This is a genomic window from Limimaricola variabilis (assembly GCF_034371605.1).
GTDB lineage: Bacteria > Pseudomonadota > Alphaproteobacteria > Rhodobacterales > Rhodobacteraceae > Limimaricola > Limimaricola variabilis.
On record NZ_CP139693.1, the window covers coordinates 222730 to 239104 of the forward strand.

14 protein-coding genes and 1 pseudogene are annotated in these 16375 nt (G+C 62.9%); 8 read left to right on the forward strand and 7 right to left on the reverse strand.

All coding sequences use genetic code 11. The features are described from left to right. Positions 1 to 208: 208 nt before the first annotated feature. Positions 209 to 2146, forward strand: coding sequence for a hybrid sensor histidine kinase/response regulator (locus T8T21_RS18350; protein WP_322337869.1), 1938 nt, complete (start codon positions 209 to 211; stop codon positions 2144 to 2146). Positions 2147 to 2634: 488 nt separating this feature from the next. On the opposite strand, the gene T8T21_RS18355 is transcribed toward T8T21_RS18350, so the two are convergent. The 3 genes and pseudogenes from T8T21_RS18355 to T8T21_RS18365 all read right to left on the reverse strand — a co-directional run. After that, on the reverse strand, positions 2635 to 3954 hold the full coding sequence (locus T8T21_RS18355; RefSeq protein WP_322337870.1) for a type II toxin-antitoxin system HipA family toxin: 1320 nt from the start codon (positions 3952 to 3954) through the stop codon (positions 2635 to 2637). Further along, on the reverse strand, positions 3954 to 4265 hold the full coding sequence (locus tag T8T21_RS18360; protein WP_322337871.1) for a helix-turn-helix domain-containing protein: 312 nt from the start codon (positions 4263 to 4265) through the stop codon (positions 3954 to 3956). Before T8T21_RS18360 ends, T8T21_RS18355 begins: the two co-directional genes overlap by 1 nt. Positions 4266 to 4662: 397 nt before the next feature. Beyond that, positions 4663 to 5108, reverse strand: a pseudogene (locus tag T8T21_RS18365) (transposase); the annotation flags it as partial. A 54-nt stretch (positions 5109 to 5162) separates the two neighbouring features. Between T8T21_RS18365 and T8T21_RS18370 the strand changes: the two are divergent. Continuing rightward, positions 5163 to 5510 carry an arginase family protein gene (locus tag T8T21_RS18370; RefSeq protein WP_322337872.1) on the forward strand — a complete coding sequence of 116 codons (348 nt, stop codon included), beginning with the start codon at positions 5163 to 5165 and terminating at the stop codon, positions 5508 to 5510. Here the strand turns inward: T8T21_RS18370 and T8T21_RS18375 are convergent. Both T8T21_RS18375 and T8T21_RS18380 read right to left on the reverse strand, forming a co-directional pair. Next, complete coding sequence (locus T8T21_RS18375; RefSeq protein ID WP_322338014.1) at positions 5479 to 5835, reverse strand: hypothetical protein; 357 nt, start codon at positions 5833 to 5835, stop codon at positions 5479 to 5481. The two genes, T8T21_RS18370 and T8T21_RS18375, sit on opposite strands and share 32 nt — an antisense overlap. A 255-nt stretch (positions 5836 to 6090) precedes the next feature. Beyond that, positions 6091 to 7119, reverse strand: coding sequence for an IS110 family RNA-guided transposase (locus T8T21_RS18380; RefSeq protein ID WP_322337873.1), 1029 nt, complete (start codon positions 7117 to 7119; stop codon positions 6091 to 6093). 256 nt (positions 7120 to 7375) lie between these two features. Between T8T21_RS18380 and T8T21_RS18385 the strand changes: the two genes are divergently transcribed. Together T8T21_RS18385 and T8T21_RS18390 are read left to right on the forward strand one after the other, a co-directional pair. Continuing rightward, the gene (locus T8T21_RS18385; protein ID WP_322337874.1) at positions 7376 to 8272 is read left to right on the forward strand and encodes a DMT family transporter; all 897 of its coding nucleotides are present in this window, start codon (positions 7376 to 7378) and stop codon (positions 8270 to 8272) included. Between the two features lie 164 nt (positions 8273 to 8436). Beyond that, entirely contained in the window at positions 8437 to 9624 is a 1188-nt protein-coding gene (locus T8T21_RS18390; protein WP_322337875.1) for an MFS transporter, read from the forward strand. A gap of 137 nt (positions 9625 to 9761) precedes the next feature. On the opposite strand, the gene T8T21_RS18395 is transcribed toward T8T21_RS18390, so the two are convergent. Together T8T21_RS18395 and T8T21_RS18400 are read right to left on the reverse strand one after the other, a co-directional pair. Further along, the gene (locus T8T21_RS18395; protein WP_322337876.1) at positions 9762 to 9986 is read right to left on the reverse strand and encodes a hypothetical protein; all 225 of its coding nucleotides are present in this window, start codon (positions 9984 to 9986) and stop codon (positions 9762 to 9764) included. Positions 9987 to 10217: 231 nt separating this feature from the next. Continuing rightward, a complete protein-coding gene (locus T8T21_RS18400) occupies positions 10218 to 11789 on the reverse strand; it encodes an SLC13 family permease (protein ID WP_322337877.1) in 1572 nt (523 codons plus the stop codon). A 543-nt stretch (positions 11790 to 12332) separates the two neighbouring features. Here T8T21_RS18400 and T8T21_RS18405 point away from each other — a divergent pair. The 4 genes from T8T21_RS18405 (at position 12333) to T8T21_RS18420 (ending at position 15967) form a co-directional block, all read left to right on the forward strand. Then, positions 12333 to 12581 carry a hypothetical protein gene (locus tag T8T21_RS18405; protein ID WP_322337878.1) on the forward strand — a complete coding sequence of 83 codons (249 nt, stop codon included), beginning with the start codon at positions 12333 to 12335 and terminating at the stop codon, positions 12579 to 12581. A gap of 243 nt (positions 12582 to 12824) precedes the next feature. Continuing rightward, on the forward strand, positions 12825 to 13148 hold the full coding sequence (locus tag T8T21_RS18410) for an HU family DNA-binding protein (protein ID WP_322337879.1): 324 nt from the start codon (positions 12825 to 12827) through the stop codon (positions 13146 to 13148). Positions 13149 to 14455: 1307 nt separating this feature from the next. Then, the gene (locus T8T21_RS18415) at positions 14456 to 15478 is read left to right on the forward strand and encodes an HPP family protein (RefSeq protein ID WP_322337880.1); all 1023 of its coding nucleotides are present in this window, start codon (positions 14456 to 14458) and stop codon (positions 15476 to 15478) included. Positions 15479 to 15652: 174 nt separating this feature from the next. After that, entirely contained in the window at positions 15653 to 15967 is a 315-nt protein-coding gene (locus T8T21_RS18420; protein ID WP_322337881.1) for a hypothetical protein, read from the forward strand. Positions 15968 to 16375 lie beyond the last annotated feature (408 nt).

Below are 16375 nucleotides of genomic sequence, written 5' to 3' on the forward strand. Positions count from 1 at the left end.
AGCGCGACCTTGGCCTTGAAGTCGAGCGCGTGTTGCTAGCGTTTCGACATCTCCGATCTCCTCGCGGTCGGGCATTCCTATTTCGCACTTGCCTCAGCTGCCTGAATTGCTGCGCTGGACGCCGACAGCGATGCGCTGCAACATGTCAGGGACCCTAGTCGACCGGGGCGCCTCAAGGACAATTGTAGCGCTCTGGATAATCCAGGAGATGCGTGTGACTGAAGCCGTAGCGATGCCGGTCAGTGAAGACGAACGTCATCGGCTCCTGCTTGAGGCGATCACCGACTACGCGATCTACATGCTCGATACCGCCGGTCAGGTCTCGAGCTGGAACCCCGGGGCGGAGCGCTTCAAGGGCTACACGGCGTCTGAGATCATGGGCGAGCATTTTTCCCGCTTCTACACAGACGAGGATCGGGCGAGTGGACTTCCCGAAGAGGTCCTGAGAACGGCGGCAAATGCCGGCCGCTACGAGGGGGAGGGCTGGCGGGTCCGCAAAGACGGCCGCCGCTTCTGGGCGCATGTGGTCGTCGATCCGATCCGCTCGCCTACAGGGGACCTCCTGGGCTTCGCGAAGATCACGCGCGATCTGGCCGAGCGTCGCGCCCGGGAAGAGGAATTGCGGCGAAGCCAGGAGCAGTTCCGCCTCTTGGTGCAAGGTGTGACCGACTATGCGATTTATATGCTCGACCCGGACGGGCATGTGGCCAGCTGGAATGCCGGCGCGCAGCGGATCAAGGGCTATGCTCCGTGGGAGATCCTCGGGAAGCACTTCTCGCGCTTCTACACCGAGGAGGATCGCGAGGACGGATTGCCCTTGCGCGCGCTTGAAACCGCCAGACAGGAAGGGCGGTTTGAGAACGAGGGCTGGCGGGTGCGCAAGGATGGCACGCGGTTCTGGGCCAGCGTGGTCGTGGACGCGATCCACGACGATGAGAGCGAGCTGATCGGCTTTGCCAAGGTGACCCGCGATATCACCGAAAAGCGGGAGGCGCAGAAGGCGCTCGAGGTCGCCCATGAGGAGCTGCTCCAGTCGCGGAAGATGGAAGCACTCGGCCAGCTGGCAGGTGGCATCGCGCATGACTTCAACAACCTCTTGATGGCCATCTCCGGCAGCCTTGAGCTGCTCCAGCGGCGCCTTCCGAACGATCCCCAGATCACCAGGCTCATCGACAACGCGCTGCAAGGCGCGCAGCGTGGTTCAGCTTTGACAGGCCGACTGCTGGCATTCGCCCGCCGTCAACCGCTGGAGCCGCGGCTTGTAGACCTGCCGTCTCTCGTCGAGGGTCTGCGTGATCTCATGCAGCTGTCGCTGGGAAGTGACATCCAGATCGAGGTGTCAGCATCGCCTGCCATGCCGCCGGTGATGGTCGATGCCGCGCAGCTCGAGCTGGCGCTGCTCAACGTCGCAACGAATGCGCGGGATGCCATGCCCGATGGCGGCCGGCTTACCATTCGCATCTCCCAAGAGGAGGCCCCATCCGCTCGTGACACGGATCGGACATTAGCCCGAAGAGTTTGTCTGGCTATCTCGGATACCGGCGAGGGCATGGACGAGGAGACGCTCGCTCGGGCGGCCGACCCGTTCTTCACGACGAAGGGCCCCGGCAAGGGCACGGGATTGGGCCTATCGGTGGTCCATGGGTTGCTTGAAGAGTCTGGGGGGCGCCTGATACTGAAGAGCCGGAAGGGCGAGGGCACAACTGTTGAGATGTGGTTCATCGCGGTCACCGCCCCGCAGGGACAGCTGGCCAACACCTCAACTAAGTCTTCCGACGAAAGCGTGGTCGACATGCCCCTTACCGTGCTCGCCGTCGACGATGATGCTCTGGTTCTGATGAACACCGTGATCATGCTGGAAGATCTCGGGTACGAGGTCATCGAAGCGAACAGCGGGGCCGAAGCCTTGGCCAAGCTCGATGAACACGAAGTGGACCTGCTCCTTACGGATCACGCGATGCCGCAGATGAGTGGCACGGAGCTCGCGCATGCCGCTCGTGAACGCCACCCCGGCTTGCAAGTGCTCCTCGCGACCGGCTTTCTCGAACTGCCGAAGGACAGCATCTGCGCGAACCTGCCGAAGCTCCTTAAACCCTTCAGCATGGAACAGCTCCAGACCGCTATTCGCGAAGCTACTGATTACTAACAGCCGTAGTGCAGGTCATGGCGTGGTTGAGGAGCGCGCCAATGTGCGACATGTGCCGATGCCACGAGGATCAGACCTTGTCCGAGGCGCCGCATCCGTCGCTCGAAATACGGACCTCCACCTCGCCATCAATCGTCCGCATCAAAGGTTCGAGGCGGCTTCGCAGCCTAGTCACCCGGGACTGGAGATCGGCTCGGGCCTCCGCAGCGGAATTGTCACCCGCTTGGAGCGAAGCACAGGCATCAGTTTGTGGCTTGTGTCTGCCTGCGTCAGCTTGGCTCGATGAGGAGGCAAAGGTCGGGGCAGGTCGGTCCAGAGGGGTATCTTTGCTCATTATGCGCGCATCCCGTCAGGAAAAAGGAGCAGTTATGCTACGTGGAGCCACCAATGTTCCATAGAAATGGGCGAGTCTGCTCATTTCTCAAGCGTGCGTAAAGGAGACGTGGCGTCGCATCCCCGCCGTCCATCGCCTCACATTCATTCCGAACCTATTCCAAGCTCTCGGCATAGTCCTTCAACAGCCTCAGGCGATCCGTGGCGTAGGCCAGGATCTGCTCCGCGATCTCCGCGGGAAATGTCTCGGGCAGCTGTTCAGGGGCGCGGCGGAGCGCCTCGGGCGCCGCTGCTGCAAGGTCTCTGAACGCGCGTCGTCGTGCTTCCATGGGCACGCCGGCCTTCTGTGCCGTCTCGTCGAAATGACGCGGCACGATCCGATCCAGTCGGTAATGACCACGCCGACCCACCGACATGGCCAGTTGCAGATCCTTGTGCCGGAACGTCGAGCGAAGCTGCTGCGGCGCCGCGCTTATGATGTCATAAAGCGGGGTCAGCCGGAAACCGTCTCCTTCGAGGAAGATCGAGAAGTTCTTCGCATGCCCGTCGATCCCGGCGATCATCCAGTTGAAGAGCTGTGCCTTCAGGAATGCGGCCTGGTCCGCGATCGGATCGTCGGACTGCCGCAGCAGCGCGAAGCACTCCGCCATCGAAGGCCCGCCATGCTGCTGATATTTCTGCCCGGAATAGCGGCCCATGGCTTGCAGGAAATCTTCCTGCGGGACGCGCACCAGTCCGCCCGCCCGCCGCGGCCGCCGGTCGAAGCGCTCGACCACGAGCGCGGTCTGCTCCTCGAAATGGTGGATCTCGGCCTGGGTCGCCGCGAGCCCCATTTTCCGTGCCAAGAGCAGGCAGAAGAACTCGTTCTCGACGCTGCGGGTGAGGTCGAGACCGCCGCCGACCACGCCCATGGGGCGTTTGAAGATATGTGTCGTCGGCGTTAGCCCGGTCGGCCTCAGCCAGGCACCCTCATGCCAGAGATAGGCCGTCTTTTCCTGCGCGCCCGCCAGCGAGATCCGGAAGGGCTCTTCCGGATTGATGCCGAGCGGCGTCGTGCTGAGCGATCTGAGCGTCTGCGCGATCTGGGCCTCGGATTGTGGCATGCCCTCGATCCGGAACGGGTCGGCTGGGGTCACCTCATGCGGCAGGAACTGCATGGCCCCAACACAGTCCTGACCGATCGCGGCAAGGAGGTCGTGTGTCCGGCCGCTGTGCGCCTCCGTGCGCTCGGCGATCGCCCGTCGTAGCTCAGGCACGTCGGGAAGCAGGTTCTCGAAGACTGCGTCCACGTGGTCTCCGGTCTGGGTCGACGACATCAGGGGCAGGGCGCGCGAGATTGGAAAGCGGAATTCCCAGCTGAGCCAGGCCTCGTCGTAGCGAAAGCTCGCGCCGACGGAGGGGCGATAGCCATAATAGCCCGCAAGCCGCCCGTTGAGATAGACGTCGAGCGTGCGGGTGAGTGATCTGCGCCCCATCAAAAGATGTCCTCGGGTCTGGGACGCGCCGTCTGGGGGGACGCGCCCCGCCGAGGCACTAGGCCGAGGTCCAGTTCGAGTGCCGCCAATACGGCGAGCAACAGGCTCAGCTTCGGTTCATGGGCCGCCGTCTCGATCCGTGAGATCTGGCGTGGGTCCGTGCCAGCCCGTTCGGCCAGATCGCCCTGCGACCAACCCTTCCCCTTGCGCGCTTGACGCATCTGCTGACCCAAGGCTTTCACGTCCCGGAAGATGATTACGTCCATATCCGCCTCGCATGCCATGATTGCAGTATAGAGTTTTAATGCCACGCTTGTAGCATAAGCATTATACTACATACATGTAGAGTTTTTCATATATGCCAAATATGTCCTGCGGATCGCCTACAGGAAGGGCAGCCGGACCCGGAGCGCCTTGACTGGGCATCTGCGAGCCGAGTGTTCGGCACGGTCGGCGCGTCATTGTCGGGGTCTAGCGTGTCTCTGCGGGGCCAGCGACCAGCGCCGAGAACTGGCTGCGGATCATGTCCTCCCGATATCGCTTGGCCAGATCCCCGGAAGTAGATGCGACCGTTCGCGTATCGGTATGGCCCCCTCCCGACGGGCGATACGAGGACGCTCACGTGCAGAAGCGGGAACATGAACGATTTCCGTGGCGATGCTGCCCAAAGCAGCCTCGGGCATCACTGCCCCCTTTTCCCGCCTTTCTTCAGCGGACGGCTTCGATCTCGGCCCTGCCAAGGGCCGAGAAGCGGTCCCTGATGGCAATGCGGATCTGGATCATGCGGTCGAGATCTCGTGACATGATCCTCTCGGGGAAGAGCTTCAGGCAGTTTATCTTGGCCTCTACCCGACTTCGGACATGATAGCCGGTCCATTTCTTTCAGAACGCTCGCCCCAGATGCCGGGTCGCCTGCAGGATCTCGTTTCGCCGGGCAGCAGCGAAGCAGTCTTTTTTCCAGGCACGGCCAGTGCCCCGGATCGGTATGACTGCGTCAGCACCTCGATCGATGATGGCGCCATGGCAACGGCGCGTGTCGTAAGCGCATCCGCGGCGACTGTGCCGATCGTCTCCTCCAGCGGGATCTGCGCCAGCAGCTTCGGCAGCAGCGGGCTGTCGCCCTGGCGGCTCGAGGTGAACTCGACCGCGCGCATGGCACGCCGTTCCGCCGCGCCAGGGAGGATGGTTGCCTGCAAAACGGCAAGGTTGTGCAGATCGGCTTGCGCAGGTCGGGCTACGCGCCGAGCGATTTCGCCTGGGGCCGCGAGCAGGGCTGGAGGGTCGTCACCGCAGAGGGGATCCGCGGTCGCTCACTGGACGGGCTGATGACACAGGTCCGCGACCTCGTGGGCGACGCGTCGGTCTACCTCTCTTTCGACATCGACAGCCTGTCGCCCGGCCTCGCCCCGGGCACCGGCACGCAGGAGACGTCCTGCCCGGGGTGCCGCAGCAGCCGCCTGCGCCAATGCACGGCTTCAGGCTCTAGCCAGCGAAGCCGTCGTCCCGGTCTCGCCAGGCAATCGTCTAGGCCGGTCTCAGCCCGTCGGGTTCGTTAGCGTGGCGAGCCCGGTGATCGAAATCGCCACCTCGTCGCTTGGCTTCAGATAATTCGGCGACCAGTAGCCAATGCCTCCTGGCCAGCGTGCCGGTGGCAATGACGTTGCTGGGAAGCAGTGTTCCGGTCGAGCTGAGCGTCTCAATATACACTGGAAAGTCGAAGACGAGGCCACAGGCCATCCCTGCTAACGATCCTCGCCACTGACCGTCATCACCAGTTCCGGCGCCGAAATCGCCCTCGACCCCGAGACTGCGCCCAATGAGACGATCCTTAAAGCGCGAGGCCCGTCCATTGGCGGCGCTGCTGCTGAAAATGCGCAACATGTGTAACCGCCCCAAGCGCAAGAGGTGTTTTTAGAGCTGATCTTGGCGCGTCGTCGGGTGCTGACATGTGTCCGGCCTCTGATGCGGCCATACCTGCCGCCGGCCCGTATGGTGTGCGCAGGTCGGGTCCAGATCAAAGCCGCGTGCTCGATGGCACTCTGTTGCGCACTGGTTTTCCCGATCCCGTCTCACGACCGTTGCGCCATACAACTCCTTGCCCTCTTTCGCTCCGACGCCCTCGCGGCCGACGCTGGCTTACGCCATCGCGACCGGAGACTTGTAGACGCCGCCCCTGGCCATCAAGGCCCAGACGATCCGCGCCATCTTGTTGGCCAGCGCCACCCGCACCAACATCGGTGGCTTGCGCGACAGCAGGCCGCCCAGCCACGTGCCCGGCTGCGCCTCCTTGTGGACGTGTCGTTTGATGATGACGCTGTTGGCGCCGATGATCAGCAGGCGCCGCAAGGATCGCTCCCCCATCTTCGTGGTGGCGCCAAGTCGCTGCTTGCCGCCCGTCGAATGCTGTCGTGGCACCAGGCCGAGCCAGGCGGCAAAGTCCCGACCCCTTCGGAACGTCTCTGGCGGGGGCGCCAGAACCGCGATCGCCGTGGCAATCAACGGGCCAATGCCCGGGACCGTCATCAGCCGTCGCGCGACATCGCTCTCCTTGGCGCGGCGGGCAATCTCTGCGTCGAGCTTTCCGATCTGCGCGTCGAGCTGCGCCAGCGTTCCGACCAGAACGTCCAAGGTGCCTCGTGCATCGTCCGGCAAGCCACTGTCCCGGTCCTCCACCAGCGCCACTAGGCGCGCGGCGTTGGCGGCCCCTTGTGGCACGACCGCCCCGAACTCGGCCAAGTGGCCGCGCAGGGCATTGATCGCCTGGGTGCGCTGCCGGACCAGAAGCTCCCGAACGCGGAAGACCATGGCCGCGCCTTGGGTCTCTTCGCTCTTCACCGGCACGAAGCGCATCGACGGGCGCTGCGCGGCCTCACAGATCGCCTCCGCATCGGCAGCATCGTTCTTCTGTCGCTTTACAAACGGCTTCACATACGCTGGCGGCATCAGCCGCACTTCATGGCCCAGCTTGCCGATCTCACGCGCCCAGAAGTGGGCGCCGCCACAGGCTTCCATGGCAATGAGGCACGGCGGCAACTGGCTGAAGAAGGACAGGACCCGATCCCGGCGCAGCTTCTTGCGAATGACCGCGTGGCCGGTGCCATCAGCTCCATGCACCTGAAACATGTTCTTCGCCAGATCCAGACCGATTGTAGTAACTTCCGACATGACCGCCCTCCAATGTGGAATGTAGCAAACCCACCTTGGCACACCGATGCCGTCGGGGGGCGGTTACATCATCAAAGCTGTGGTGGCGGGAACGACGCTCAGTAAGGTATAGGCCGGTTTCTAAATTCAGCGGGCGATCTCGGCGCACTCTGCCATCGATATAAGATGGCGTCTTTTGTCCGAGATATTGTGCAACTCCAGCGACCCATACTACCAAAACCTGAAAATCCATGCTGCGGTTGAGGAGCACCAAGAGATGACCCCCAGCATTGCCCGGCCATTGGATACGGCGCCGCTGCGTGCAGCCCTCTGGATGATGGGCGCCGTGACGGCCTTTACCTCGATGGCGGTAGCGGGCCGGGCTGTGTCGATCGAGCTCGACACCTTCGAGATCATGACTTGGCGGTCACTGATCGGCATGGTGATCGTTGCCCTCGTCCTAAGCTTTGGGCGCCGCTGGCACGAGGTGACACCGCGCCGCCCCGGCTTGCATCTGGCGCGCAACATTGCCCATTTCGGCGCCCAGAACTTGTGGTTCTATGCGCTCGCCTCGCTGCCGCTGGCGCAGGTCTTCGCCTTCGAGTTCACCGCACCGCTCTGGGTGCTGGTGCTGTCGCCGCTGCTTCTGGGCGAAAGGCTGACACGGCCGCGCGCCATCGCGGCGATCCTCGGCTTTATCGGGATCGTGATGGTCGCGCGCCCCGGTGCCGCACCGCTCAGCCCCGCGCTTCTGGCCGCCGCGGGCTGCGCCGTGGGCTTCGCCTTTACCTACATGCTGACCCGGCGTCTCACCGCGGAGGCCCCGGTGGCCTGCATCCTGTGGTGGATGACCGCGAGCCAGACGGTGCTCGGCCTTGCCTGTGCCGGGATCGACGGCGCCATCGCCGCCCCGTCGCAGGCAACTTTGCCCTGGATCGGCGTGATCGCCGCGGCCGGTCTCGGCGCGCATTTCTGCATCGCCAACGCGCTGCGTCTTGCGCCCGCAACATTGGTGATGCCTTTCGACTTCCTTCGCCTGCCGGTCATCGCGGTGGTCGGGCTGGTGCTCTATGGCGAACCCGTCGGGCCCCTGATGCTGATCGGCGCCACGCTGATCCTAAGCGGCAACTACCTGAACATCCGGTCTGAAGCGCGGCGGCCCGAGGCGGCCTGAGCATGCGTCCTTCCACTTTGCCAATGAAAGACGGCCGTCAAACGACACACATGCCGCTCTTGGAAGGCGAGCCCATCCTGGCCTGTTGCAACTCCTGCCCCTTGCAGTCGCTGGTGCCGCGCATATGGTCACCCGGCTCGATGGGTTCGGATAGAGGCGACGTCATGACAGCTGCGGCTCGTTCTGGAACCTATCTCGCGGTTCTGTCCGTTCTCGGGGTCACGCATCTCCTCAACGACCTGATGCAGTCGCTGATCCCGGCCGTCTACCCGATCCTGAAAGCCTCCTACGCGCTGGACTTCGCCCAGATCGGGATGATCACCCTGACCTTTCAGGTCGCCGGCGCCCTGCTTCAGCCCGTCGTGGGAATGTTCACGGACCGGCGCCCGGCGCCCTATTCGCCCGTTGCGGGCATGATGTTCACCCTCACGGGACTGATCAGCCTCGCCTTTGCAGGGAGCTATGCGACGATCCTGATGTCGGTGGCACTCATCGGCATCGGGTCCTCCATCTTCCACCCCGAAGCAACCCGGACCGCGCGCTATGCGGCTGGCGGCCGGCAGGGGTTGGCGCAAGGCATCTTTCAGGTCGGCGGGCAGACCGGTGGCGCTCTTGGCCCCGTGCTGGCTGCCTTCATCGTTGTCCCATGGGGGCAACCAAGCCTCGCCTGGTTCGCCCTGGCAGCTCTGACCGCGATGATCCTGCTGACGTGGATCGGCCGTCAACAGGCCCGGATCAGCGCCGCATTCGCCCAGCTTCGTGCCCAGATCAAGAAAGGCTCCGACGCGCCCCAGCATTCGCGTTCGACCGTCGCGGTCGGCCTCGTCGTACTGACGCTGCTGATGTTCATCAAGAACGCCTACGGGGAGAGCTTTCGGTCCTTCTACACGTTCTATCTCATCGAGCAGTTCGAGGTGTCGATCCGCACCTCCCAGATGATGCTGTTCGTCTTCTTACTGGCCGCTGCCATTGGCGTTCTGGTCGGTGGCATCGTCGGAGACCGTATCGGACGGTATCGCATCATCTGGATTTCGATCCTGGGCCCGCTGCCACTGACCCTGCTCTTGCCCCATGCCGACCTGTTCTGGACCGGTGTGCTGACGGTGTTGATCAATCTCATCATGTCCAGCGCTTTTGCCTCGATCCTGATCTACGCGATGGAGCTCCTGCCGAACCGCATCGGGCTCATCGGCGGGCTGTTTTACGGCCTGAACTTCGGCCTGGCCGGTATTGCCGCCGCGATGCTCGGGGTCCTGGCCGACAGCTACGGGGTCGGGACGCTGTACCAGATCTGCGCCTTCCTGCCGCTGGCCGGCCTTCTGGCCTGGTTCCTGCCAAGGATCGAGCATTGACGTCGTCGATGAAGGCAGTGCGATAGACTGCTCATGAACCGGAGCCCAAGCGCGTCGGGCCTTCCCTCAATGTCAGGCCATCGTCCTGGGACCATCAGACGTCGAGCAGGGATGCACGGTATCGAAATGGCACAAGCTCATTGATCGATGAGCGCGGATCCCGACAGGGTGGTCTGCCCGAAGTCGCTGACGCGTACCCGCAAGCTTACCCCCCATTCGCCGACCAGTGGCAGGAACAGCACCGGGGCCGACCATTTGCCGTCACCGAGACGCTCTGCGGACGCCCTGATCGGTTCGCGTTCATCGTGATCGGAGGACAGGAGGCTCTCTATTTCATGCGCTGCCAGCGGTGCGCCGTCCATGGTGCGCAGGGCGACCGGTATCTCGTTGGCACCGGCCCGGCCCGGCGCGAGGCGCAGCTCGGCAAGTGCTGCCGGATGATGGGCACAGCGCGTCTTCGCTTGGGTCCTGTCGAGATGTGAAGGGCCGAGCGGCGAGGCGGATGGCGGAACGCGCGCGTGACGCGTTCCGCATGGCGTGTGATCTCCATCTGGGTCCGGAAGATGCCCATCACGCACCTTTCGCCCTGATCGTCAGATGCCCAGCACCAGCTCGCCCAGCAGGTAGAAGAGGGCGGTGATCAGCAGCACGCCCACCACGTTCAGCACCACGCCGCCCCGGACCATCTGGCCGATGGTTACGTTGCCGGTGCCGAAGACGATCGCATTGGGCGGTGTGCCGACGGGCAGCATGAAGGCACAGGTCGCCGCGAAGGCGGCCGGGATCAGCAGGCTCAGCGGCGCCACCCCGATCCCGAGCGCCACCCCACCAAGGACGGGGATGAAGGTCGCCGCCGTCGCGGTGTTCGAGGTGATCTCGGTGAGGAACAGCACGATCAGGACGACCGACCCCATCAGCAGGATCGCAGGCAGGCTGCCCAGCCCGCTGACCTGCGCGCCGAACCAGTCATCGAGCCCCGACGCGGCCACGGAACTGGCGAGGCTCAGTCCGCCACCGAACAGCAGCAACACGCCCCAGGGCAGGCCGTCCTCGGCATCGTTCCACTCGAGCAGCATCTCGTTCCGGCCGCGTCCCGGCAGCAGGAACAGCGCGATCCCTGCCGCGATGGCGATGGCGGTGTCGTTGAGGCTATCGAGAAACGCCAGCCCCGGCAGGCCTGACACGAGACCGGGCACGATCCACAGGAAGGCAGCTCCGCCGAAGACGCCCGCGACCATCTTTTCGCCCTGGCTCATCGGTCCAAGCGCTGCGAGCTGGCTTCGGATCATGTCCTGGCCGCCCGGGATCGCATCCAGCTTGAACCGGTAGAGCACGTTCACCATCAGCCACCAGCCGATCAGGATAAAGATCGCCGCGAGCGGCACACCCAGCAGCATCCATTCCAGAAAGCCGATGTCGCGTCCCAGCTCGTCTGCCGCGTAGCCTGCCACGATGGCGTTGGGCGGCGACCCCAGCAGCGTGCCAAGGCCGCCCATAGAGGCCGACCAGGCGATGGCGAGGAGCAGGCAGACGCCGAACATCTTTACATCGGGGTTGTCGACCACGTCGGAGATGGTGCCCTTCTTCAAGCCCTCATGCATCTCGGCCGCGGACTGGCCGCCGGCACTGCGCTCGACCACCAGCGCCAGAACGGACAGCCCGATCGGCAGCATCATCAGCGTGGTCGCGGTGTTGGACACCCACATCGACAGAAAGCCGGTGGCGATCATCATGCCCAGCACGATCCGTTTGGGAGACACGCCCACCCGGTCGAGGACCATCAGGGCGATCCGGCGGTGCAGCTCCCATTTCTCCATCGCGATCGCGATCAGAAAGCCGCCGACAAAGAGGAACACCAGCGAACTGGCGTAAGGAGCCGTCGCTTCGCTGACCGTGGTGGCGGTCAGCGCGGGCAAAAGCACAATGGGCAGGAGGGAGGTGATGGGCAGTGGCACCGCTTCGGTCATCCACCAGACCGCCATCAATGTCGCGACTGCGGCCACCGCGCGCGCGTCGCTACCGAGATCCTCGGCGCTGCCGAGCAGAAGCCAGACCAGGGCGGCCATGATCAATCCCAGGGCCCTCAGGCCCCACATTAATTTATTGGACACCCGCTGACCTTCTGCAGGTTCGCCCAGCCCTTGCTTGTCGATGATATCGCTCATGCGCTCTCCCCATCACCGTGAAAGCTCGATTTTCCCTTCGCACCAACAACTGAAGTTTCCCGGCGCCTTACCTTCGTGGCAGTCGGTCACCGGCTCACGGCAGATGTCTGAAAGGCTCGAATCGAGCATGAGCGTGATCGCTCAACCTGCGCGGGCTACAGCACGAGACGCGAAGGGCTGACAAGAGAGGCCATCTTCGCTGAAGCTTCCCTCAGCGAACTCGGATGATCCTCGCCCTTTGGATCGGCATCGAGGCGGTCTGCTTCGAGCGCGATGTTGCTGCGCGGGTGCTTCTGGATCGCGATCGCCCCGGATTTACGACGGTGAGTGGGCCAGGAGTGATGTCGAGTGGGTCGGCTCTCGAGAAGGCAACCCAGCCCAGCACTTCCTGCATTCATAGGAGGTGATAAAATGCTGATATTACATGGAATATTCGGTCCTTGGTAGTTGCAGGAACAGCAAATGACCCTTGATTCCTTGAGTTGCGTTGATCTGGCCTAGATGCACCTATAGGATGCGTTGCGTTTTCAGGGAACCAAACCTATGAGCGGCGCCACAACCGACCCCCTGTCCGAGCCGATCCAAGTCCATTTTCAGGTCGCCAACAACGAATGGCCGTCAGGTGCGCTGCCGCTCGCGCCAATGGTTTTTCCGAGGAGAACACTCGTGCCTGTAGTCGGCAGTACGGTGTCAGAATACCGGCCCCAAGGCCACTCGATCGCTTATCGGGTGATCGGCCAAGTGTTTGCCCCGGATGGGGAGCGGGTCTTCCTCGAGTCGGAAGCTGTGTAAGAGAAGTAAAAAGCCCGCCATCGTGATGGCGGGCCGAACTCGAAACCTACCAGAATCATACAAGGGCGATGCGCGAGGGATTGTGCGCCAGCTCACGCTCCGCGATAGCTTCCCATGGGTCAATCGCAGTCGCTGCGCCGTTTCCATCTCTTTGGTATAGGCCTGGGAGTTGCCCGAGTAAGGGACTGACAGCGCTGGTAAATTTCTGTAGGCAGTCGCCAACGCGTGAGAGCAGGAGAGAAAGTGGTTCGATCTGAGCTGGTTCAAAGGATCTCTGACGATAATCCTCACCTGCTGCGACGCGATGTCGAGAGGGTCTTGAATGCGGTTTTTGCAGAGATCACTGAAACGCTGGCTCAGGGCGGGCGCGTGGAACTGCGCGGTTTCGGTGTCTTCTCCGTAACTCGACGCGACCCTCGACCGGGGCACAATCCGAAGACCGGAGCGCCCCTTCAAATCGATGAGACCCATGTGCCGAAATTCAGGGCGAGCAAGAAGCTGCTTGAGCGGTTGAATGGGGCCACCTTCGAGAGTACCACGCCCCACACCCCAGAAAGCCCGACTTGATAGCAGATCATCTGCTGTCGCGCTTATGCGCGCCGGTTCTGAAGCACAGTCGTCGGCACCGCACGGTTAGGAAGACGTCAAGTTCAGACGCAGCAGGAGCTCGTCGTCGCTATCCAGATCAACGACATCGCCATGCGGTGTGGCTACGCATGTGCGACTTCCGTCGGCGGCGGGCTTGAGACAGTTGACACGTCAGAGCAAGGGATCCGCTTGGCGCCATGCCCGCTTGGCATTTGGAGCGCTCCGCTTTGTCTCTTGAAAGAGAACTACGGCGGCGTCCGGGAGGAGGAAGACGCCGCCGCTAGTCCTTCGGGTCTAGGAAGAGTGACCCCTGGTCTTCCGGCTCGAACCGCCCGGGAGGAGGAGTGGGGGTTCGCGCTTGACCATATGTCCCTCGCAAGTGGGAGGACTGCGGGGACAGAACCGACATAACCATCTGCAACGCCGTCACAATCCACACTCACGTCAACTCTGGTATGCATATGGCGCATGGCTGGCGCAGATCGTCATCAAATGGATCTAGGCGGCGATGCCGCCGGTTACTGTGAGGGAGTATCACGCCACTTTTTCTCGTCCAACTGGAGGGCAGGCGCGGATAATGATCTGGATTTCGACGCGCGCTCTAGAGCGGATAAATCCTAGGTTCGCTGTTTAGGGGCAAGGTTGACCGAGCTACGCTGCCAAGAGTGAGAACAGTCACGCCCGCCATGTGGCATCGTTAGACGAGGATGGCCAAATGCAGCGGGACCTTGGCAGCCTGGTCCGTCGAAAAAAAAGCTGCCACTGGATGTGCCAGGGCAGCAGGTGTCCGGAAAAGCAACGGGGAACGTTTCTAATCCGCCAAAAGGATACTAGCCCTAACGAGCTGGCATCCCGTATGACAGACCTATACCTTAGGATATGTTCTGGTCAACCTGTAGCCGAGGAAGCCTGCCGGTCGATCTCGCCGGCAGCATCGTAGGGAAGCCTTGGCCTCGCTCATTCGTTTGCGCGTAAGGATCTTCGCGTGTGCCGAACACGAGCACGGAGGCACAATGGGCACATTCAGCCGTTCCACGCATTTGGAGGACACCGCACACCCGTTCCGGTGATACCGGGGGGTGAAGGCACGGTGTTCCTATCTCCTTTCAGGTCCCGACTACCGGTTTCAATTCTGCTCAGGAATCAGGCAAACACCGACGAGATCGCGCAAGCATGCAGCTTCGTGTGCTGCTCTCGGAGATGCCCGAATGCGAGTCTGGCACCATCTCTATCCTGCGCTCCCGGCATCTCAGGGCACCGAACAGCTGCGGACCGGCTTTGGAGCTTTGATCGGCATCAGCTTCTGCGCTGCGCTGGTCAGCCTCGTCAGCGGCTGGGCTGGTTCACACCTCTTTCTCGTGGCACCGCTTGGCGCAACGGCCGTGTTGGTCTTCTGCGTGCCGAACTCGCCGCTCGCTCAGCCCTGGTCCGCGGTCGTGGGCAACGTCACCTCGGCCATTGTGGCGCTGCTCGTGCTCCGGTTCGTCCCCGCACCTTGGGCGACCGGCGGGGCGGTTGGAGCCGCGGTTGTCGCGATGATGCTCATGCGCGCCTTGCATCCCCCTGGAGGGGCCGTGGCCTTGCTGATGGCACTTGATCCGGCGCCGGCGCTGGAGGCGGGGCTGCTCTTCGCGCTGATGCCGGTCGGGGTGACGACGACCATGCTGGTCCTCGTGGCAGTCATCTACAACCGGATGACGGGCAGGGCTTACCCGTTCCGCCAGCCGGATACCTATGGTGCTCAGGACCCGGCCCTGCGATTGGGGTTATCGACCGATCAGCTCGGCGCACTGCTGGAGCGCTTCAATCAATCGACGAATGTCGGCATCGCGGACCTCGGACGCCTGCTTGCGGCCGCGGAGGCAGAGGCGGCACAGCATCGCTTTGCAGGCACGACCTGCGCCGACATCATGACCCGGAACCTCGTCACCGTGCGACCTGACACGACATGGACCGAGGCGGCGCGGCTCTTTCGCTATCATGCCATCAAGTGCCTTCCCGTCGTGGAGGAAGACAAGAGGCTGTGCGGGCTGGTGCTCCAGTCCGATCTGCTTGCCCCGATGGTCGACGGGAGTAGCGTCGAAGCGCGACAGCAGAACCCTGCGCCATCTACCGTTGCCGATGTCATGCGCACAGCCGATTGCGCCGTGCCTCACGATCTGGCGGTCGGGGTTCTGTTGAACCGGCTGGCCGCTCAAGGAAGCGAAGTCGTACCGGTCGAGAGGAACGGCAAGCTCGTCGGCATCCTGACCCGATCCGACGTGATGGGGCTCTTGCTGAGCGGTGCCGAGGAACGCTCCGCAGCTTAGCAGTTTTGCTGTGATCGATGGCCGATCGAGATCGCCTTCGCATCTCGATGCAAGGTCGGCTATGCTCTTCATCGTTCAATGTTTCGCCACTCTTTGAAACGTGTGGCTTGGCCCCCTATGGGGGTGGTGCCGCAGATATTGTGCAGGTGCAGCATCGCACTTAGTTTGCCCTGCATGAGCTACACGATCGCCGTTTTCGACCGCCTCATCCTCGCCTGCGCCCCCGATGACGCGCCATCAGAGCTTGCCCGCCGTCTGGAAATGGTCCTACCCGGCGACATGGGTATGCGGGCGCACATAGAAAGTCAGCTGCTCACAGTGACGGGCGTCACCTTGTTTCCGGACGACGTGACCGCATTCCGGGCTGGCGCCGTCGATCTCTGGCACGCCCGCCCCGGTGCTTTGAACGGCTTTGCCGATGCGGATGGAAGGAGGGTGACCGTCGCGGCGCGGCTGGGTGGTCGGAAGCCTTGGGACGGCCGCCTGTAAAAAATGCCCGCCATCGGCGATGGCGAGCAGGAAGGAAAGGTTGCCAAGACAGGCATCCATGATGCGCGAGGACCACTCGCCGGTTCACGCTTTACGAGCGAAAGCCCGGCGTCAATGCAGTTCTGAATTGCACATATCTCGGGATCATCCGCCCATTACAGGATTGCCCCCACCCAACTTGGAATGCTGAAGGCAATGCAGTTTTGACAGACGCGAGGGGAGGCGGGGTCGAATGGTACCGGGGAGCCTACGTGAGAGCGCCGATAGCTCTTGAGCCTGCATGGAGTACCTGAGGCTGCGCTGAAAGAGCAGACCGAAGGCCAGTTTGCTCCCCACGAACTGGGGCCGTTCCGGCAGTGGTACTCTGGAAAAGCCGAGTTTGACCCCGCACGCGGGACAGCCTGTCAC